Source organism: Pseudomonas sp. GW823-FHT01D03 (genome assembly GCF_058798255.1).
This window is the reverse complement of sequence record NZ_JBXAKK010000001.1, coordinates 5,093,247-5,112,948: the sequence shown is the minus strand read 5'-3', so window position 1 is coordinate 5,112,948 and position 19,702 is coordinate 5,093,247. Positions and strand designations below refer to the sequence as shown.

The following is a 19,702-nucleotide window of genomic DNA, read 5'->3' as shown; positions in this document are numbered from 1 at the left end:
TCAGTGTGGATGCCGCCAGCGTTGCAAAAACTGCTGGCCCTCGATCGTGGGTGGTTCATCGTTTCCGGTGATCCAGCCACGACAGCGTGGCGAACCGCAGTTGCAGGCGAACTGCTGCAACAGGCGGTCTTCGGTGGCGGCGAAGTCGATGGTCAGGCGTTCACCCGGTTGAATGTCGCGTAGTGCCCACAGCCACAGCTCACTCATGTCCAGAAATACATTCGGATCGCAGGCGTGTTCGAGCAACCCGCAAAAGCGCGGGTCGTAGAGATGAATGCCGGCCAGTAACTGGCGTGTCTGTCGGCAGCGATAGGGCAGCAGTTGCCCGGATACCCGACACATCCGGGTTATGCGCAAGAACGCCCGGCGCGCCACCACCGCCGCGTGGCCTTGGTGGTCCTGCACGATTTCGAAATCCTCGGTGGATGGGAAACCCAGACGCACCGGCAATCCGGCAAACGGGTAGATGCCGGGCGCGTCGCGTGGGATGTTGTGTTGATGGGCGTGATTATTCATAACGGTCCCTGTCGGCAAAATGCTGCGACTTCCCTGGTCTGACGTCCTGTCAGCGCTGCAACATGTTTGGATCCAATCCTCCCGCGTATACCGCTTACCGTCTACTGTCAGATCTGACAGGGGTAATTGGCTGCTCCCCGCGTCAGCATTGACTGACACGGGAAGCTTTTTCAGCAGATCAGAGGAGTGGTGGAGGAACGGCGGTGTCCGGCAATTCGCCCTGAAGCTGTTGCAACTGGGCTTTAACCGGGGTGGTCGAGCACTTGGCGGAAGCCTGGGCCGGGGTCAGGTTGCGGATCGAGGTGTAGAACAATTCGCAGGTCTTGACCTTTTGCGTCACTTGCCAGGTTTGCGTGCAGCTATCAAGCAGGGTTTTCGCGTCGGTGCCGGGTTTGCTGCCCATCCCGGCCTGCCAGCAGGCGGCGCTCAAGTCCTGGCCCATGACTTTCAGCCCGGCGGCATCGGCTTTTGCTTCATCGCCGTTGTAGCTGTCCGGGTCGGCGGCGTACCAGATGTAGCTCGGATGGTTCGATCCCAACACCGGTACGTTCACCCCAGCACTCGGGCTGATGGTCGCCAGACCCAAAACGCCCACCGTCGGCCCGTATTGCTGCTTGATCCAGTTACGCACCGGCGCACCGAACGCGACCATCGGCAGGGTGGTGCCGGCGCTGGTCTGGCTGAACTGCTTGACCAGCGTGGTCTGGTAATCCTTGAAGTAGTCGTAGACGCCCTCCAGATCACTGCCGGCGTTGGACGGCGCGGCGATTGGCGCGATGTCGATGATGGTCTGATAGGCCGGCGTCTGGTCGGTCGGGATGCCGTTGGCGGTCAACAGCGTGGCCCAGCGGTCGGTGGTGTTCGAGCGCAGGTAATCCTGCGCCTGAGTCAGCGAATAGTCCGGCGGGAAGTGCAGCAGTTCGACGCTCTTGCGGTTTTCCAGGGCCATGCCTAAAGGCAGGAACAGATACCAGCTGTACGCCCATTTGCCATCGGCATTGAGCTTGCTGGCGCCGGTATAGGCCAGATCACCGGCGTCCAGCAGCGCCGACAGCGGCTTGTCGTAGCCTTCGGGAACGCCGCTGATCTCGGCGTAAATCTGCCCGTTATCGTTCTTCACCAACACCTTGGCATTGCTGTAGCCATCGCGCTGCACGCTCTGGCTCAGGTAATGCGCGACGGTCTGCTCCAGCGACCAGTTGCGATAGCAGATCACGCTGCAGTTGTTGGGGTAGGCGAAGAGGCGGGTGACGCGCTCGGTGCTGCCCAGCTTCAGGTCGACATCGGCGTGGGCAGCCGCGCTCAGGGTGAGCGCGGCGAGGGTAAGTGCTGCGGGGGTAAATCCTGCGAGTTTGAACATGCTCAGATCCTTTTCAGCGTGGGTTCCCCGGGGTTTTGGGGCGCTTCATATTGGATCAGCCGTGTTGCACAGAGAAGCGGTCATTCACGGATTTTTGCGTCAGCCCGCAGGACGGGGTTTTCAGGCCTGAAAATGCAGGGCGTTGGTCAGATCGCCCATCGGTTTCTGGCCACGGGCGATCATTGCCTCATCGCGCTGCCTGAGGCCGTCGAGGGTTTCCAGTTGGAACACTCGGGTGATCAGGCGCAGGATCGACGCCGTGTCGTAAACCGTGTGATCCACCGTGCCTTTGCGGGCGAATGGCGACACCACCAGCGCCGGCACCCGCGACCCCGGCCCCCAGCGATCACCCTTGGGCGGCGCCACGTGATCCCACCAGCCGCCGTTTTCATCGACCGTCACGACCACCACCATGTTCTTCCACTGAGGACTTTCGCGCAGCACCTTCAGGGCGCGGACGATGTGCCGGTCGCCGGAAGCCACGTCGGCATACCCGGCGTGCATGTTCAGGTTGCCTTGCGGTTTGTAGAAACTCACCGCCGGCAGCTTGCCGGCCTCGGCATCGGCGAAGAACTTGTTGCTGCTCGACTCGTCACCCAAACCGGCATCGCGCAGGCGTTTGCTGCGCTCTTGCGGGTTCTCCGGGCCTTGCTGCTTGAAGTAGTTGAACGGCTGGTGGTGATACTGGAAGTTGGGGATCTTCGGAATGCCGCCCGAGTCCTTGTACTGCTCCAGCGTCGCTTGCCAGGCGCCGGCGTACCAGGCCCAGTCGACGTTCTTTTTCGACAGCTTGTCACCGATGTGCTCATGGGTCTGCGGCACCATCACGTTGGGCAGATCCGGTTTGGAGTACGCCGGGCGCTCCGGGTCGCGAATCCATGTCGGCCAGTACGGCGGGGCGAGGGTGTTCACACCGTAGCCGTCCGGGGTCAGCGCACTTGGGCCGAACTGCGGCGGGCCGGTCATGGCGCTGGTCGGTGACTGCTCCAGCGGCTTGAGGCGCGGATCGGTCGGATCATTGCTTTGCAGCGCGGCAATCTGCGACTTGGCCACCGAATTGGCTGCATCCGGATAGAACGGCGCGGTGGCGCTGATCAGGTATTGGTGATTAAGGAACGAGCCACCGAAAGCGCCTTGGAAGAAGTTGTCGCACAGTACGAATTCCCGGGCCACGTCCCACAGACGCAGGGAATAACGGCTCTGGGCGTAATGGCCCATGGTCAGCCCACCGGAATCCGCCCAGGCGACGAAGCCATCGTTTTTGCCGCCATTGATCTGCATCTGGTTCTGATAGAACACGTGCCACAAGTCGCGGGTGACCAGACCGAACGGCAGGTCTTCGCCGTTCGGGCCTTTGAGGGCGAACGGTGCGTTGGGCAGGTTTTCCTGAAACTGCGTGGCGCTGGGATAGGTCACGCCATCGAGGGTTTGCGGGCCGATCTGCAACACGCCGCCCCAGACGGGCGGCAGCGTCTGCAACAGGCTGCCGTCGCGATCACGTTGCTGGTAATCGGCAGGCTTGAGCGCTGACAGTGGTTTCTCGACACCGGGGAAATCACCGAACAGATTGTTGAAGCTGCGGTTCTCGGCGTAGATCACCACCACGGTTTTCACCTGCTCGCGCAGGGCCTTGTCCAGCTCGGCTGGCGTCAGCGGGCGCTCGACCGGTTTGCCCGGCGGGTTGCTGGCGTTACCGCAGCCGGTGAGCGTGGCACCCACGCCGAGGACGGCAACACCGCCAAGGAAGCGGCGGCGGCTGGTGTCGGTGGGGTTGTCGGATTCAGGTGTGTCAGTGCCGTCTGTTTCGTCTTTCATCTGTCAGCCCGTTCAGCTTAATTGTTTCAGTTTGTTTCGGGCGGACGCTAACAATTGAATGTGACGGTCGGGTTACAACTTGAGGAGGGTTGTGCACTGATTTGGGAGCGGGCTTGCTCGAGAATCCGCGGTATCAGCCACATCATTGGTGAATGACACAACGCATTCGCGAGCAAGCCCGCTCCCACAGGTTTTATGTTGTCAGTTTTTAAACCGGGTTCACGGCATCACCGGCGGCGTATACGCCAATGTCGTCCCCAGCACCCACAGCAAGAACAGCACCAGCGGCGTGTGCACCAGCAATTGCACGAACGAGAAGCCGATCAGGTCTCGCGCCTTCAGACCGAGCACGCCCAGCAGTGGCAGCATGTAGAACGGGTTGATCAGGTTCGGCAGTGCTTCGGCGGCGTTGTAGATCTGCACCGCCCAGCCGAGGTGGTATTGCAGATCGTTGGCCACTTGCATCACGTACGGCGCTTCGATGATCCACTTGCCGCCGCCGGACGGGATGAAGAAGCCGAGAATCGCCGAGTACACCCCCATCAGCAACGCGTAGGTGTCGTGGGACGCGATGCTGACGAAGAACGTTGAGATGTGATGCGCCAGCGTTTGCGCATCGGCGCCTTTGACCGTGGTCAGCAGCGCGGCGATCGAGCCGTATAACGGGAACTGGATCAGCACGCCAGTGGTGGTCGGCACCGCGCGGGCCACCGCATCGAGGAAGCTGCGCGGGCGCCAGTGCAGCAGAGCGCCGAGCATGATGAACAGGAAGTTATAGGTGTTGAGCCCGGAAATCGCGGTGATCGCCGGTTTGCTCGAGAACTCGTGGAACAGCCAGCCGGCCGCCAACAACACCAGCAGAATGATCAGCAGCGGACTGTGCTCCAGCCATTCGCCGGGCCGGGTGCGTGGTTGCAGCGGCGGCAGGTTGAACGCCGGGTCGATGCCGCAATCCTTGGCGTCGCGCGCAGAGTTCGGTCCGGGCGCGGTGGCGTAAGCAACGATGATCGAAATCACGATCAGCGCCAGCAGCATGGCGCCGGACTGCCAGAGGAAGATGGTCTGGGTGAACGGAATCACCCCGGTGATCGACAGGATCGCCGGCGGCAGGCTGGCCGGGTTGGCCTGCAATTGCGCCGCCGATGATGACAGGCCCAGCGCCCAGACCGCGCCGAGGCCCAGGTACGCCGCAGCGCCGGCTGCGCGGTAATCCATTTTCAGCTCGGTGCGGCGGGCGAGGGCGCGCACCAGCAAACCGCCGAACACCAGCGACAGGCCCCAGTTCAACAGCGAGGCGACCATCGAGATCAGCGCGACCCAGGCCACGGCGGAGCGGCCGTTTTTCGGGATGCGCGCCAGTTTGTCGATCAGTTTGACGGCGGGTGGCGAGCTGGCGACCACGTAGCCGCCAATCACCACGAAAGCCATTTGCATGGTGAACGGGATCAGGCTCCAGAACCCGTCACCGAACGCCATCGCGGCATCGGTGGGCTTGGCGCCCATGGCCAGGGTGGCCAGCGCGACAATGATCACGGCCAACGCAGCGAACACCCAGGAGTCGGGGAACCAGCGTTCGGCAAAGCTTGAACAGCGCAAGGCAAAGCGCGCGGAGCGGCTATCTTCGATATCAACGGCCACAGGGAGTACCTCGGATTTTTATGGTTATTTTTGATACAGCAGGCGAAACACACATCTCCTGTAGGAGTGAGCCTGCTCGCGATAGCGTCGGCACTCTCAACATAAAGGTGACAGACATACCGCTATCGCGAGCAGGCTCACTCCTACAAGGTTCCCGGCCCGGCTCGCCGGCGGAGGGGCTCACCTAGCAGGACAGGCTTAAACAGTAAATCAAGCCAGGCTGTTTTGTGAGCAGGTTTTGCCAAACCGGGACTATGGTCTAACGGGTTGTCCATCCGCGCATTTGCGTAGACCATGGGCGCCTTGGTTTTTTGCCTGCCAGAGTTCTTTGCCATGACTGCCCAATCCACAGCGCGACCGGCGCCGTTCAGCCGCTCCGACTACAAGACCCTCGGTCTTGCGGCCCTCGGCGGGGCGCTGGAGATCTACGATTTCATCATTTTCGTGTTCTTCGCCCTGACCCTCAGCCAGTTGTTCTTCCCGCCGGAAATGCCCGAGTGGCTGCGTCTGCTGCAGAGCTTCGGGATCTTCGTCACCGGTTATCTGGCGCGTCCGCTGGGCGGAATTCTGATGGCGCATTTCGCCGATCGTCTGGGCCGGAAAAAGGTCTTCAGCCTGAGCATCCTGATGATGGCGCTGCCGTGCCTGCTGATCGGGATCATGCCGACTTATGCACAGATCGGTTACTTCGCGCCGCTGCTGTTGCTGGCGTTGCGCATCCTGCAAGGCGCGGCGGTCGGCGGCGAAGTGCCGAGCGCCTGGGTGTTCGTCGCCGAACACGCGCCTGCCGGCCATCGCGGTTACGCGCTGGGCTTTTTGCAGGCCGGGCTAACCTTCGGTTACTTGATTGGCGCGTTGACCGCGACCTTCCTCGCGCAGATGTTCACCCCCGCAGAAATTCTCGATTACGCCTGGCGTTATCCGTTCCTGCTCGGTGGTGTGTTCGGCGTGATCGGTGTGTACCTGCGCCGTTGGCTGAGCGAAACCCCGGTGTTCATGGCCATGGAAGCCCAGCGTGAAGCACGGGTCGAACTGCCGCTGCGCACGGTGCTGCGCGAGCATCGTCTGGCGATGTTGCCGGCGATGCTGCTGACCTGTGTGCTGACGTCGGCGGTGGTGGTGTTCGTGGTCATCACCCCGACCATGATGCAGAAAACCTTCGGCATGACCGCCAGCCACACCTTCGCCTTGAGTGCGTTGGGCATTGTCTTTCTCAACATCGGTTGTGTGATTGCCGGGTTGCTGGTCGATCGCATCGGTGCCTGGCGCACGGTCATGCTGTATAGCCTGCTGTTGCCCTTGGGCATTGGTGTGCTTTATAGCTGTTTGATCATGGGCGGCAACTGGGTGGGGCTGGCGTATGCCGTCGCCGGCCTGGGCTGCGGTGTGGTCGGCGCGGTGCCATCGGTGATGGTCGGATTGTTTCCGGCGCGGATTCGCGTGTCGGGCATCTCCTTCACCTACAACATTGCCTATGCCGCATGGGCCAGCATTACACCGCTGCTGCTGATCGGTCTGATGCCGTGGAGTCCGTGGATCTGCGTGATGTTCTGTGCGTTGATGGGGGCGGTCGGCATCGTCAGTGCGGCGTACTTCGGTGTGCGCATGCCCGGTGTCGGGCGCCGTTCGGTGGCGCCCTGTTCCTGAAGGCTGATCAGGTCAACCAGTGCCACCACAATAACGTCCCCACCAGTCCCACCACCGAGACAATGGTTTGCAGAATCGACCAGACCCAGATCGTCTGTTTGAGCTGCAAGCCAAAGTACTCGCGAACCATCCAGAAGCCGGCGTCGTTCACGTGGCAGAAGAACACGGAGCCGGCGCCAATCGCCAGCGCCACCAGTGAGCTTTGCGTCGCGGCGAGGCCCGCCATCATCGGCGCCAGAATCCCCGCCGTCGTCGTGGTCGCGACTGTCGCCGAACCTGTAGCCTGACGCAGTGCCACGGCAATCAGCCAGGCCAGCAGCAGGTACGGCATGTGCGCGCCTTCGGCGACTTTGCTGATGGTCTGGCTGACACCGGCGTCCAGCAAGGTCTGCTTCAAGCCGCCGCCAGCGCCGATGGTCAGAAGCAACACGGCAATTGGCGCGAGGCTTTTACGCAGGGTGCCGCCGACCTGTTCGCGCGGCATGCCGTTGGCCCAGCCGAGGCAGATCACCGCCGCCATCACTGCAATGCCCAGCGCCACCAACGGTTCGCCGAGAAACTTCAGGGTCAGGGCGACGCTGCTTTGCGCAGGCATCGCGACTTTCGCCAGGGTGCTGCCGAGCATCAGCAGCACCGGCAACAGAATGATCAGCAGCGACATGCCGAAGCTCGGCTGGCGCGGCGCTTTCGGCGGGGCGCTGAACAGTGCGCCGAGCTCTGCCGGCTCATCGATGTGCATGCGTTTCGACAGCCAGTTGCCGTAGATCGGCCCCGCCAGAATCACGGCTGGAATCGCAATGCTGAAACCCAACAACATGGTCAGCCCAAGGTCAGCATGCAACGCACTGACCGCGATCAGCGGCCCGGGATGCGGCGGCATCAGGGCATGCAGGGTGGTCATCCCGGCCAGCGCCGGAATGGCGATTTTCAACAATGGCTGACCCGAGCGGCGGGCCATGACGAAGATGATCGGCACCATCATCACCAGCCCCACTTCGAAGAACAGCGGCAGGCCGATCACCATCGCCACCAGCGCCATCACCCACGGCAGCGATTTGCCCTTTCCCAGCCCAAGCAAGGTCGAGGCGATGCGGTCGGCGGCGCCGGACTCGGCCATCAGTGCGCCGAGCATCGAGCCCAGGGCAATGATGATCCCGGCCTCACCGAGGATCGCCCCGGCGCCTTTGCTGAACGCCTTGGCCACGTCTTCTGGCGGCAAACCGGCACCGACACCGGCAATGAAGGTGCCGATCAGGATCGAGAGAAAGGGCGGCAGTTTAGTGGCGCTGATCAACACGATAATCATCGCAATCGCCAGCAGGCAGCAGAGAATCAGGCGGGTGTCATGCACCATCCAGGCAGCGGTCGATAAATCCAAAACGGCACTCCTTATCGGGCGTATACCTGCAACATGTTGTTGCAATTTTCCCGGAGAATACCTGAAGTGGCCGGGCCAGAGCGGCGGCTTTTGTAACCGGCCTGCGCGGTGATAGTCAGAGCCATGGCCTATTGAGATTATTTTTGACTGACCGGTCTCAAACGCTCTTCAGAAAAGTTTTCCAAGGCCGATGGTTAGGCTGCATCCCGCTTTCTACCTGCCTATTGGTACTTTCCCATGTTCAACAAACGCCTCAAGCAAGAGCTGGCCACTCTTCGTGAAGAACTCTCCAGCCTGCTGCAGGTGAAGGAAAGCCTGGAAAGCGAGATGCTGGTGCTGACCCTGGAACCTGATGGCCGGATTCAGTCGGTCAACCAGAACTTCCTTGGCGAGATGCTCTACAAGAGCCAGGATCTGGTGGGGCGCGCCATAGAAGACATCGTCCCGGCGCACGTGAAGGCCGACGACTTTCATCATCGTTTCAAGGCCGCACTGACCCGTGGCGAGCATTTCGCCGGAGCCGTGCGCCTGTTGCGTGGTAATGGCGAAGAGGCGTGGCTGCGCTCCATCGTGCAGCCGGTGCGCTCTTCGGACGGGCGGATCAAGCATTTCTCGATCTTCTCCAGCGACCTGACCCGCACCATCGAAGCCTCTCGCGAACACGAAAACCTGATCGGTGCGCTGGTGCGTTCGACGGCGGTGATCGAGTTCGACCTCAATGGCAACGTGCTCAATGCCAACGAGCGCTTTCTGCATGGCATGGGTTACAGCCTGGCGCAGATCAAAGGCAAACATCACCGGATGTTCTGCACCCCTGAGGAATACAACAGCGCCGAGTACCAGAATTTCTGGCGTCGCCTGAACAATGGAGAGTTTGTCGCCAACCGCTTCAAGCGCGTCGATAGCCATGGTCGTACGGTGTGGCTGGAGGCGTCCTACAACCCGGTGGTCGATGCCAACAACAAACTGTACAAAGTGGTGAAGTTCGCCACGGTGATTACCGATCAGGTCAACCGCGAACAAGCGGTCGCCGACGCGGCCAGCATTGCCTACAGCACTTCGCAGCAAACCGACAGCACCGCGCAACGTGGCACCACAGTGGTCACCGAGGCAGTGAATGTGATGCGTGATCTGTCGCGCCACATGCAGGCGGCTGGTGAGGGCATCGAGGCACTGAACGAGCAGTCGCAGGTGATCGGTACCATCGTCAAAACCATCAGCGGCATTGCCGAACAGACCAACCTGCTGGCGCTCAACGCCGCCATCGAGGCGGCTCGCGCTGGGGAACAGGGCCGAGGCTTTGCGGTGGTTGCCGACGAAGTGCGGCAACTGGCCTCGCGCACCAGCCAGGCGACCGAAGAGATCGTCACCGTGGTGCGGCAGAATCAGGAAATGGCGCGCAACGCCGTGGCCCTGATGACCGACGGCAAGCTGCAGGCCGAGCAGGGCCTGGCGCTGGCGGCGGAGGCGGGGACGGTGATCGTCGAGATCCAGGACGGCGCGCAGAAAGTGGTGGATGCGGTCGGCCAGTTCGCCAATCAACTCTCTAACTGACCTGTAGTAAACCCTGTAGGAGTGAGCCTGCTCGCGATATCGGTCTGACATTCAACCTCCATGTTGATTGAACTACTGCGATCGCGAGCAGGCTCACTCCTACAGTTGCAGGTGGCGCTACAATCTGTTCCTTTTTCCCCGGAGCAGATCCCCATGAGCGCCTCCCACCGCCGCCCGGTGCCCTTGAACAAAGCCTACCGCCTGCTCAATCACGGGCCGACCGTGCTGGTCAGCGCTGCCCATGACGGCCAGCGCAACATCATGGCCGCCGCCTGGGCGATGCCGCTGGATTTCGAACCGCCGAAAGTCGCCGTCGTCCTCGACAAGTCCACCTGGACCCGCCAGTTGCTCGAAGCCTCCGGCACTTTTGTGCTCAACGTGCCGTGCGTCAATCAGGCTGACATCGTGCAAACCGTCGGCAATACCTCGGGTCTGGAAATCCATCAGAATCAGGGGCAGGACAAGTTTCAGGCTTATGGCCTGCAAACCTTCGCCGGTGAAACCGTCGAGGCGCCTCTGTTCGAAGGCTGCGTGGCCTGGCTCGAATGCCGCTTGCTGCCGGAACCGCGCAACCACGAGCAGTACGACCTGTTCCTCGCCGAAGTCATCGCCGCCCAGGCCGATGAGCGGGTGTTCAGCGACGGCCGCTGGCATTTCGACGGGCACGACGGCTTGCGCACGCTGCACCACGTGGCCGGCGGGCATTTCCTGACGATTGGCGATGCGGTGGACGGCAAAACCCTGCCGCAGTGACATTCGCCTGATGGAAAACCTGCGCCGGATGTAGCAAGGTGTGGGGCATTGTCGAACCAATCAGGCGCCCGCCCATGGACCTTTCCCCTTCGAGTTATCTCGCCCCGTTGCTGTCGCTGGCGCTGTTGTGGACGGTCGCGGTGGTTACGCCTGGGCCGAACTTCTTCAACATCGCCCAACTGGCCGTCAGTCGCTCACGCCGTCATGGCGTGGTCGCGGCGCTCGGCGTCGCTACCGGGACCGTGTTGTGGGGGCTGGCCGGCGGCTTGGGGATTCAGACCCTGTTCAGCGCGGCGCCAACCTTGTACCTGAGCTTCAAGATCGCCGGCGGCTGCTACCTGATCTACCTCGGCCTCAAGCAGTTCAAACGCAAAGCGCCGATTGCCGCCGGTACGCTGGATGAGTCGCAGCAAACCTTGCTCGGCGCTTATGGGCGAGGCTTCCTGGGCAACATGACCAACCCCAAATCGGCACTGTTCGTCGCCACCATCTTCGCCACCGCGATGCCGGCCCATGTACCACCGCTGCTGCTTGCGCTGGCGGTGTTGACCATGGCCACGCTGTCGTTCAGCTGGTATTGCAGCGTGGCGCTGTTCTTCGCCAGCCGCCGGATCGCGAGTGTTTATGAGCGTTCACGGCAATGGCTGGATCGATTGGCCGGTGGTTGTTATCTGCTGTTTGGGGCGCATCTGGTGGCTAATCGCTGAGCCGTAGTTCCTGGATGGGAAAACTGTTTGGCCTCGTAAGCTTCGATAAGGCTGATCATGCTGTCAAAGTGATCACCTTCAGGAGTACCCGGTACTGGCTCGTTGTCGAAAAGTGCAGACACGTCTTTGAGCGCCGCACGATAGTCTTCTTCGTTATGAATTGGGCGTGCGTTCATGGATTACTTCACTTCAAAGGGGGGCTGCCTCTAGGGCAATAAGGCACGCCAGGTCTATTCTGGACAACGCCAGGAATTGAGAATCCGATGCCTGCCCGGCATCGGATTTTTTATGCATTGCGATAACTACGCGACCGGCTGAACGTTATCCAGCGCCTGATTCACCGCCAGCTCACTGAGCATGACGATTTGCGCGATGCCTAGCGCGGTCTTGCGGTGCGAGGTGTCCAGTACGGCGGCGAAGTTGTTGAGCATTTCGGTGACCGAGCCTAGTGTTTCGCTGGCATTGGCCAATAGGGATTCGGTGTCATATACCGGGTTGGCAAGGTACATCGGTTCGTAACTGCGCGTAGGCGCCATGATGTGGGCGGCGGGTTTGAGGTAATGATCAAGGGCGCGGTCGGCGGCTTCGTGGAGCTTTTTGCTGTCGATGGAGGCGTAAGGAGAGGTTGGGTCGATATCTGTTTCGGGGGGATTGGGTGTTGGCTTTTTCATGGTGTTCTCCGATCAGGATTGGAGCTGACCCATTCGGTTTCCGAACGAAAGGGTGGCAGCTGTACGCAGGTTGGAAACCCGGGGAACGGAGAACCCGGTTGACCCGAAGGTCTCCCGCGCACAGCCGCCATAACGGAGTGCACACATTGAAGTGCGCAAGGATACGTTATGGAAGGAGCTTGTGCGCTCGGTTCTACTCGGGGTTTCCAATCCCGGCCGCTGAATTGGCAGCGACGTTCACAGGCTAGAGAGCTGACGTCCGACGGACAACCTGAAAACCTTGTGGGACGGTTCTGCGTTTGCTTGGCCGCTATTAAACATCCTGATTTGAAATACGCAGTGTGTTGCGCAAAAGGCCTGCCTTGCGGCAGGCCTTTTCTTCAACCCTTGCCACCTCAATCCCCCAACGCTTCCCCTTCACGCCGCGGATCGGCACCACCGGCCAACGACGCTTTACCCTGCGCATCCTTGATCCTAACGATCGCCTGCGTGCCGCTGGTCATGTCGATTTCATTGACCGTGTGGCCCTTGTCCTTCAACGCCTGAATCAACGCCGGGCTGAACTGACCTTGTTCCAGTTCGGTCGGGCCGTTGCGGCTGCCGAAGTTGGGCAGGCTGATGGCGCTTTGCGGGTCGAGGTTCCAGTCGAGCAGGCCGACGGTGGTCTTGGCCACGTATTCGATGATCTGCGAACCGCCCGGCGAGCCGACGCTGGCGAGGAATTCGCCGCTGTTGCGATCGAAGATCAGCGTCGGCGCCATCGACGAGCGTGGGCGTTTGCCGGGTTCGACGCGGTTGGCGACTTTCTGCCCGTTCTCTTCGGGGATGAACGAGAAGTCGGTCATCTGGTTATTCAGCAGAAAGCCCTGAACCATCAGGTGCGAACCGAACGCCGCTTCGATGGTGGTGGTCATCGACACCGCGCCACCGAGGTCATCCACCGCGACCACTTGCGAGGTGGAGATGCGCAGCGGCGAGCGATCCGGGGCGTAGGCCACTTGTACGCCCGGCGGTGTGCCCGGTTGGGCGCTGCCCATGCTGCGTTCGCCGATCAGGCTGGCGCGGTTGGCCAGATAGCCCGGGTCGACCAGACCTTTGACCGGCACCGGGACGAAATCGCTGTCGGCGACGTATTGCGCGCGGTCGGCGTAGGCCAGGCGTTCGGCTTCGGCGATCAAGTGCACGGCTTTTGGATCGGGTTCGATACCGGCCGGTTTGTTGGTTTTCACTGGTTTGAGCGGCGTCAGCGACAGGCGCGGATCGCGGGTTTCCAGCGCCTGCAAAGTGCCGAGAATCTGCGCCACGGCGATCCCGCCCGACGACGGTGGCGGCATGCCGCAGACCTGCCAGCGTTTGTAATCGGTGCACAGCGGTGCGCGCTCTTTGGCCTTGTAGCCTTGCAGATCATTCAGCGACAGGCTGCCGGGGTTGGCGTGGCCCTGCACTTTGGCGACGATCTCTTCGGCAATCGGGCCTTTGTACAACGCGTCAGGACCTTCGTTGGCGATGCGCTTGAATACGGCGGCCAATGCCGGATTCTGCAGACGCGTGCCGACGGCTTTGACGCTGCCGTCGCCGTTGAGGAAGTAAGCAGCCATGTCCGGCGATTTGCGGATCACCGGGTCGGATTCCAGCAGCGAATGCAGGCGCGGCGAAATCGCAAAGCCCTGCTCGGCGAGTTTGATCGCCGGCTCGAACAGCGTGGCCCATGGCAGGCGACCGTGTTGTTTATGGGCCAGTTCCAGTGCGCGCAACACGCCCGGAGTGCCCACCGAGCGACCGCCGATCTGCGCCTGCGGGAACGGCATCGGTTTGCCGTCGGCCTGTAGGAACAGCTTCTCGGTGGCACCGGCCGGCGCGGTTTCGCGTCCGTCATAGGTGCGCACCTGTTTGCCGTCCCACAACACGATCATCGCACCGCCACCGATCCCGGAGGATTGCGGCTCGACCAGGGTCAGCACTGCCTGCATGGCAATCGCCGCATCAATCGCCGAACCACCTTTGCGCAGCATCTCGCGCCCCGCCTCGGCAGCCAGCGGATTGGCGGCAGCGGCCATGTGTTTACTGGCGTGGCGGGTCTGCAGGTCGGTGCGGTAACCCGAAGCGGCTTCCGGCGCCAGCGGCAAGGTCGAGGAGGGCGGGGCGTTGCACGCGGCGAGGGTCAGGGCGCTGATGATCAGTGTCAGGGCAGGCAGGCGAAAGCGGCTCAGGGGCAGGGCTGGAAGCACGTGTGGCTCTCCGTCCGTGGGGTGAAAGGTCTGACGGACTTTATCGACCGCTCGGTCGCGACGCAAACCGGTGGGCATTTTTGTCTTTCTTTTCCGGGCGGATGTTCGCTAGGGTCAACCTCAATCGAACGACCGCAAACATCCCCCTGTAGGAGTGAGCCTGCTCGCGATGGCGCCATAACATTCAACATCCAAGTTGACTGACCCACCGCTATCGCGAGCAGGCTCACTCCTACAAAGGTCAAGCCATAAAAACCACAAGAGGCCGACATGCACAGCGAGTTTCCCACCGAGTCCAGTTACCGCGATAAACGCGAACAGTTTCTGACCGCCGCCCAAACTGCCGGAGCCACGCTCACCTCCTACGCCCATCCGCATTGCGGCCCTTTTGGCGAACCGCTGAGCACTGATGTCGCTGTGCTCGGTGATCCACAGGCAAAGCGCCGGCTGGTCACACTCAGCGGCACTCACGGAGTCGAGGGCTATTACGGCTCGGATTGCCAGATCGACTGGCTGAAGACTTTCGTGCCGGGCTCGCTGCCCAACGATGTCGCGGTAGTGATGATTCACCTGATCAACCCGTGGGGTACGGCGTGGCTGCGCCGGGTCAACGAAGACAATATCGACCTCAACCGCAATCACCTGGATTTCACCGCCCCGCTACCGGACAACCGCGCCTACGCCACGCTGCACGAGATCTACGCCTGCACCGATTTGCACGGCCCGGAGCGCGCGCGGGCCGATGCCTTGCTCGACGCGCAGATTGCCGAACACGGCTGGCCGGCGGTGATGTCGATTGTCGAGGGCGGTCAGCATAGCCATCCCGATGGACTGTTCTATGGTGGCCGCGCGCCGAGCTGGTCGAATCGCACTTTGCACCAGATCATCGATGCGCATCTGACCGGTGCGGAAACCGTGATGTGTTTCGACCTGCACACCGGCGCCGGCGAATACGGTCATCCGATGTTGCTGACCATCACCCAGGCGCCTTACCCGGCGTTGGCGCAAGCACAGTCGATCTACGGCCCATGGTTGTACACCTTGCACACCGGCGCCGAAACGTTGAGTGAAACCGGTGTCGCGGCGACGGCTACCGGCTACACCTCACAGGCATTGCTCAATGCGTTGCCGGGCGTGCAATTGATGCCATTCGTGATCGAATGCGGAACGTATCCGGGGCCGGAGGTGCATCGTTATTTGCGCGATGATCACTGGCTGCATTTGCATGGCGATCCGCTGGATGCGACGGGGCGGGCGATCAAGTTGAAACTGCTGGAGCAGTTCTATCCGGCCGATCCTGACTGGCGGGCGATGGTCGGGTTGCGCACTCGGCAAATCTGGGCGAAGGGATTGGCGGCCCTGTCGGCAGAGCAGCCTGAATAGGTCAGGCCTGGCATTGTGGTGAGGGATTTATCTCCTCACCACAGAGGACGGTTTTTTCGAGGCATAAAAAAACGGCCTACCTTTCGGTAAGCCGTTTTTAGTACTTGGTGGCTACACAGGGACTTGAACCCCGGACCCCAGCATTATGAATGCTATGCTCTAACCAACTGAGCTATGTAGCCAAGTGGCGCGCATTATTCCCCTGAAATGGAAAAGCGTCAAGCGTAAATTTAAAATATTTCTTCTTATTTTCAACCGCTTATCCTCCGACCCCGGAAATCGGGGCCGGGCAGGGCGTCAACGCAGCTGGAATCTCGCGGTATTGGCGCTCAACGCATGGCTGCCCTGGCTCAGCGTATCCGCTGCGAGGTTCACCGCCCGCGCACCTTCAAGCAAACGCATCGCCGCCTGATCAACCTGCTGGATATTGCCGCTGACTTCATCGGCGGTGCTCGCCTGTTCCTCCACAGCGGTGGCGATTTGCGCCAGGGTGTCAGTGACACTCTGCACCGCGCTGGCGATTTCGCCGAGGCGTTCACCGAGACCGGTTACAGCTTCGGCATCCGATTGCGCCTGGCCGCATGCGGCTTCCATCAGGCTCACTGCTTCGTTGACCGTGGCGCGCAAGCTGTCGACGGTGCCGGCGATCTGCGCGGTCGATGACTGGGTGCGCTGCGACAGGCTGCGCACTTCATCGGCGACCACGGCAAACCCGCGCCCTTGTTCGCCGGCGCGTGCCGCCTCGATCGCAGCGTTGAGCGCCAGCAGGTTGGTCTGCTCGGCGACGCCGCGAATGGTGTCGACCACCAGTTGAATCTGCTGCCCCTGTTCGCTGACTCGACCGAGTGCCGCGGCAGTTTCGTTCAGGCGTTGATTGAGCTGCTGAATGCTCGCCGTGGTGCGCTGACTGTCGCGGCTGCTGTCGGCGGCGATGCGCCGGGTGTGCTGGGCGCTGCCGGAGGCCTGTTCGCAACTTTGCGCCACACCTTGCGAAGTGGCGGCCAGTTGCGTGGCAGCGGCGGCGATCTGGCTGATCTGCAACTGCTGCGCTTCGACCTCGTTGAGCGCGCCGCTGGAGTGATCGTTGAGGCTGCGCACCGCGTGACTCAGTTGCGAGGTTTCGTGATCGACCCCGAGCATGCTGGCGCGCAGTTGCACCACGGCAACGTTGAGCGCGGTACTGATCGCCGCCAGCTCATCGCGGCCCACGACCGGCACTTGCAGGCTGAGATTGCCGTCACGCAGGGCTTCGGCCAGCAGAGTAATGCCGCTGGCGCTGCGGCGGATCGAAGCCTGCAAACAGACGAACAGGTACAGCGCCGCCAGCAACAGGCAACCGAACACGGCGGCGACCATGATGAACTGGCGAATCGCCGAGGCGTGGTAAGCATCCAGGCGCTGATCCAGCGACAGCAGCGATTGCTGGCGCAATGAGGCGAGATCGCCCAACAGTGCATCGAGGCTGCGTTCGAAGTCTTCAGGCTTGAGGCTAATACTGCCGCCGAACACGCCGTCATCCAGCACTTTCAGCCCGGCATCGAGACGTTTGAGACTGTCGTGGTACTGGCCGGCCCAGCTTTGCAGATCGCTCGGCAGACGCGCTTCGAGCAGACCTGCCGTTTTGACAAGCTGTTCGCGGGCGTCGCCAATCCGCCCGCGCAGGTCGCGTAGCTGCAAACGACTCTGCAAAGTGAATTGGCCCGAGACCACCGAAGCCTGACCGACGGCGGCGAGGCGGCCCACACGCTCGATCAGATCCGGTGCGTGCTGCGTGGAGATCTGCGTCAGCAGATAGGTTTCCAGCCATGGCGCCAGCGTCAGGCGGTTGTCCATGACGATCTGCTCACGCAAGGCTTGCAGGGCGCTGAGGGCGTTGGTGAAACGATCGTAACCGTCCGGCCACCAGCCGACGCTGCTCAGGCTTTTCGAATCCAGACCGCCGAGCGCGGTTTGCAGGGCTTGATAGCGAGCGAAAGTTTCGCCTTCGGCACCTTCATTTTTCAGCGCGTTACCCAAATCACTGGTGGCTTGCTGGACGGCTGGTTGCACCGCGTCAAACGCCGCCATGGCGGCGAGGGTAGCCGGGGTCGGCTGGCGATTGGTTTCGGTGGCGCGCCAACGGGCGGCGCGGTCACGCTGGGCGGCAAGCAGGTTGTCCAGCGCATCGAGGCTGAGCAACTGGCGCACGCCTGCACGCTCGCCGGAAATCAGATTGAGCTTGTTGCGATAGTCCTGGCCAATCATCAACAGGCTGCCGGCCAACGGCAGAATGAACAGCAGAAACAACAACTGGAATTTACGCGCGAATCCAAACCGCCCCAGCAATTTGATCCCCGGTGACAAGAAAGCCTGCATGCCTCATGACTCCTCTGGACACCACGCACCATTGGCGTGCATCGCGCTCATTCCGATCGCGACCTGTGCCCTCTAAAAGGCCTCGAAAGTTCACTCTCGCCCGCTCTGTAGGCCGGCTCTGTAGCGAAACTTCCCATTCTCGGTGACCTTTGTAAGGCCGCCGCGTTCGAGGGGAGAAGCAAGGCAAGATTCAGACCATGGCGTTGCGCTATCACCCTTTCCCCTGTAGGAGCTGCCGAAGGCTGCGATCTTTGATCTTGTTTTTAAGGAGCAAGATCAAAAGATCGCAGCCTTCGGCAGCTCCTACAGAGATTGGTCTGTTATTCGGTTGGTTAGTTAGCTGGCTAAGGGGATGGCGCTGGCGCACCGAAAAATGGCACATTGACGCACCTGCCTGCGTGCATCCATCTGCTGTACGGAAACCTTCATGGCTATCAGCAACGCTCAGACCGCCGCTGCCTCGGCGCCCGCTGCTCCGCAAAGCAGCCCACTGGTGATGCGTATCATCGGCGCGGTGGCGCTGGCGCATTTGATCAACGACCTGATTCAGTCGGTGCTGCCGTCGATTTATCCGATGCTCAAAGCCAATTATGGCCTGACGTTTACTCAGGTCGGCCTGATCACGCTGACCTTCCAGTTGACCGCGTCGCTGTTGCAGCCGTGGGTCGGTTATCACACTGACCGCCATCCGAAACCGTGGCTGTTGCCGGCGGGTTCGATCTGCACGCTGATTGGCATCGTGATGATGTCGGTGGTCGGCTGTTTTCCATTGATTCTGCTGGCGGCGGCGCTGATCGGTATTGGCTCCTCGACCTTTCATCCCGAGGCTTCGCGGATCGCGCGTTTGGCCTCCGGCGGACGCTTCGGTCTGGCGCAATCGACCTTCCAGGTCGGTGGTAACGCCGGTTCCGCGTTCGGTCCGTTGCTGGCGGCGGCGATCATCATTCCATTCGGTCAGGGCAACGTGGCGTGGTTTGGTTTATTCGCGGTGTTTGCGCTGTTCGTGCTGTATCGCATCAGCCGCTGGTACGCCCATCACCTGAACCTGTTCAAACTCAAGGCCGGTCAGGCGGCGACTCACGGGCTGTCGAAGGGCAGGGTGATCAGTGCGCTGGTGGTGCTCGGTCTGCTGGTGTTCTCCAAGTATTTCTACATGGCCAGCCTCACCAGTTACTTCACCTTCTACCTGATCGAGAAATTCGACCTGTCGGTGGCCAGTTCGCAACTGCACCTGTTCCTGTTTCTCGGTGCAGTGGCGGCGGGGACGTTCTTCGGCGGGCCGATCGGCGACAAGATCGGGCGTAAGGCGGTGATCTGGTTTTCGATCCTCGGTGTGGCGCCATTCACCTTGCTGATGCCGCACGTCGATCTGTTCTGGACCACTGTCCTCAGCGTGGTGATCGGCTTCATCCTCGCCTCGGCGTTCTCGGCGATCGTGGTTTACGCGCAGGAACTGGTGCCGGGCAATGTCGGGATGATTGCCGGAGTGTTCTTCGGTTTAATGTTTGGTTTCGGCGGGATTGGTGCGGCGCTGCTGGGGCACTTGGCGGATGTGCACGGGATTGAGTACGTGTACTTCCTGTGTTCGTTTTTGCCGTTGTTTGGCGTGCTGGCGATCTTCCTGCCGCGCACCAAAAAGGCCTGACCTACACAATTCCAACTGTGGGAGCGGGCTTGCTCGCGAATGCGGTATATCA

Annotated in this window: 14 protein-coding genes, 1 tRNA gene and 2 pseudogenes; 7 read left to right on the top strand and 10 right to left on the bottom strand. The window is 61.3% G+C overall.

The window, feature by feature from the left end:
• The 4 genes from AC1RBR_RS22595 to AC1RBR_RS22580 all read right to left on the bottom strand — a co-directional run bounded on the left by AC1RBR_RS22595 (position 1) and on the right by AC1RBR_RS22580 (position 5,329).
• Complete coding sequence (locus AC1RBR_RS22595) at positions 1-516, bottom strand: SET domain-containing protein-lysine N-methyltransferase (RefSeq protein WP_492566676.1); 516 nt, start codon at positions 514-516, stop codon at positions 1-3.
• Positions 517-694: 178 nt separating this feature from the next.
• Positions 695-1,876 (bottom strand): hypothetical protein, encoded by a 1,182-nt coding sequence (locus tag AC1RBR_RS22590; protein WP_492566674.1) that lies wholly within the window; start codon positions 1,874-1,876, stop codon positions 695-697.
• A gap of 120 nt (positions 1,877-1,996) precedes the next feature.
• A complete protein-coding gene (locus AC1RBR_RS22585; protein WP_492566673.1) occupies positions 1,997-3,691 on the bottom strand; it encodes an acid phosphatase in 1,695 nt (564 codons plus the stop codon).
• Positions 3,692-3,910: 219 nt separating this feature from the next.
• Positions 3,911-5,329, bottom strand: coding sequence for a short-chain fatty acid transporter (locus AC1RBR_RS22580; protein ID WP_095136793.1), 1,419 nt, complete (start codon positions 5,327-5,329; stop codon positions 3,911-3,913).
• A 333-nt stretch (positions 5,330-5,662) separates the two neighbouring features.
• Between AC1RBR_RS22580 and AC1RBR_RS22575 the strand changes: the two genes are divergently transcribed.
• Positions 5,663-6,976 (top strand): MFS transporter, encoded by a 1,314-nt coding sequence (locus AC1RBR_RS22575; RefSeq protein ID WP_492566671.1) that lies wholly within the window; start codon positions 5,663-5,665, stop codon positions 6,974-6,976.
• A 7-nt stretch (positions 6,977-6,983) separates the two neighbouring features.
• Here AC1RBR_RS22575 and AC1RBR_RS22570 read toward each other — a convergent pair whose 3' ends face one another.
• On the bottom strand, positions 6,984-8,354 hold the full coding sequence (locus AC1RBR_RS22570; RefSeq protein WP_095136795.1) for a GntT/GntP/DsdX family permease: 1,371 nt from the start codon (positions 8,352-8,354) through the stop codon (positions 6,984-6,986).
• A 237-nt stretch (positions 8,355-8,591) separates the two neighbouring features.
• On the opposite strand from AC1RBR_RS22570, the pseudogene AC1RBR_RS22565 reads away from it, so the two are divergent.
• From AC1RBR_RS22565 to AC1RBR_RS22550, 4 genes and pseudogenes are all read left to right on the top strand, one after another.
• Positions 8,592-9,320, top strand: a pseudogene (locus AC1RBR_RS22565) (PAS domain-containing protein); the annotation flags it as partial.
• Positions 9,300-9,908: a methyl-accepting chemotaxis protein gene (locus tag AC1RBR_RS22560; RefSeq protein ID WP_372241231.1), complete on the top strand. Its 609-nt coding sequence runs from the start codon at positions 9,300-9,302 to the stop codon at positions 9,906-9,908. The pseudogene AC1RBR_RS22565 and the gene AC1RBR_RS22560, both read left to right, overlap by 21 nt.
• A gap of 153 nt (positions 9,909-10,061) precedes the next feature.
• On the top strand, positions 10,062-10,661 hold the full coding sequence (locus AC1RBR_RS22555) for a flavin reductase family protein (RefSeq protein ID WP_492566669.1): 600 nt from the start codon (positions 10,062-10,064) through the stop codon (positions 10,659-10,661).
• A 74-nt stretch (positions 10,662-10,735) separates the two neighbouring features.
• Entirely contained in the window at positions 10,736-11,368 is a 633-nt protein-coding gene (locus AC1RBR_RS22550) for a LysE family translocator (protein WP_492566667.1), read from the top strand.
• A gap of 20 nt (positions 11,369-11,388) precedes the next feature.
• Here AC1RBR_RS22550 and AC1RBR_RS22545 read toward each other — a convergent pair.
• The 3 genes and pseudogenes from AC1RBR_RS22545 to ggt all read right to left on the bottom strand — a co-directional run.
• Positions 11,389-11,544 (bottom strand): annotated as a pseudogene (locus AC1RBR_RS22545) (transcriptional regulator); the annotation flags it as partial.
• A 126-nt stretch (positions 11,545-11,670) separates the two neighbouring features.
• A complete protein-coding gene (locus tag AC1RBR_RS22540; protein WP_492566665.1) occupies positions 11,671-12,039 on the bottom strand; it encodes a DUF6124 family protein in 369 nt (122 codons plus the stop codon).
• A 395-nt stretch (positions 12,040-12,434) separates the two neighbouring features.
• The gene (gene ggt / locus AC1RBR_RS22535) at positions 12,435-14,267 is read right to left on the bottom strand and encodes a gamma-glutamyltransferase (RefSeq protein WP_492566664.1); all 1,833 of its coding nucleotides are present in this window, start codon (positions 14,265-14,267) and stop codon (positions 12,435-12,437) included.
• Between the two features lie 270 nt (positions 14,268-14,537).
• Between ggt and AC1RBR_RS22530 the strand changes: the two genes are divergently transcribed.
• Positions 14,538-15,650, top strand: a complete 1,113-nt coding sequence (locus AC1RBR_RS22530) for a M14 family metallopeptidase (RefSeq protein ID WP_492566662.1) — start codon at positions 14,538-14,540, stop codon at positions 15,648-15,650.
• Between the two features lie 105 nt (positions 15,651-15,755).
• Here the strand turns inward: AC1RBR_RS22530 and AC1RBR_RS22525 are convergent.
• Both AC1RBR_RS22525 and AC1RBR_RS22520 read right to left on the bottom strand, forming a co-directional pair.
• A tRNA-Met gene (locus AC1RBR_RS22525) sits at positions 15,756-15,832 on the bottom strand.
• A gap of 115 nt (positions 15,833-15,947) precedes the next feature.
• On the bottom strand, positions 15,948-18,005 hold the full coding sequence (locus AC1RBR_RS22520) for a methyl-accepting chemotaxis protein (RefSeq protein ID WP_492566660.1): 2,058 nt from the start codon (positions 18,003-18,005) through the stop codon (positions 15,948-15,950).
• 427 nt (positions 18,006-18,432) lie between these two features.
• On the opposite strand from AC1RBR_RS22520, the gene AC1RBR_RS22515 reads away from it, so the two are divergent.
• Complete coding sequence (locus tag AC1RBR_RS22515) at positions 18,433-19,650, top strand: MFS transporter (RefSeq protein ID WP_492566658.1); 1,218 nt, start codon at positions 18,433-18,435, stop codon at positions 19,648-19,650.
• Positions 19,651-19,702 lie beyond the last annotated feature (52 nt).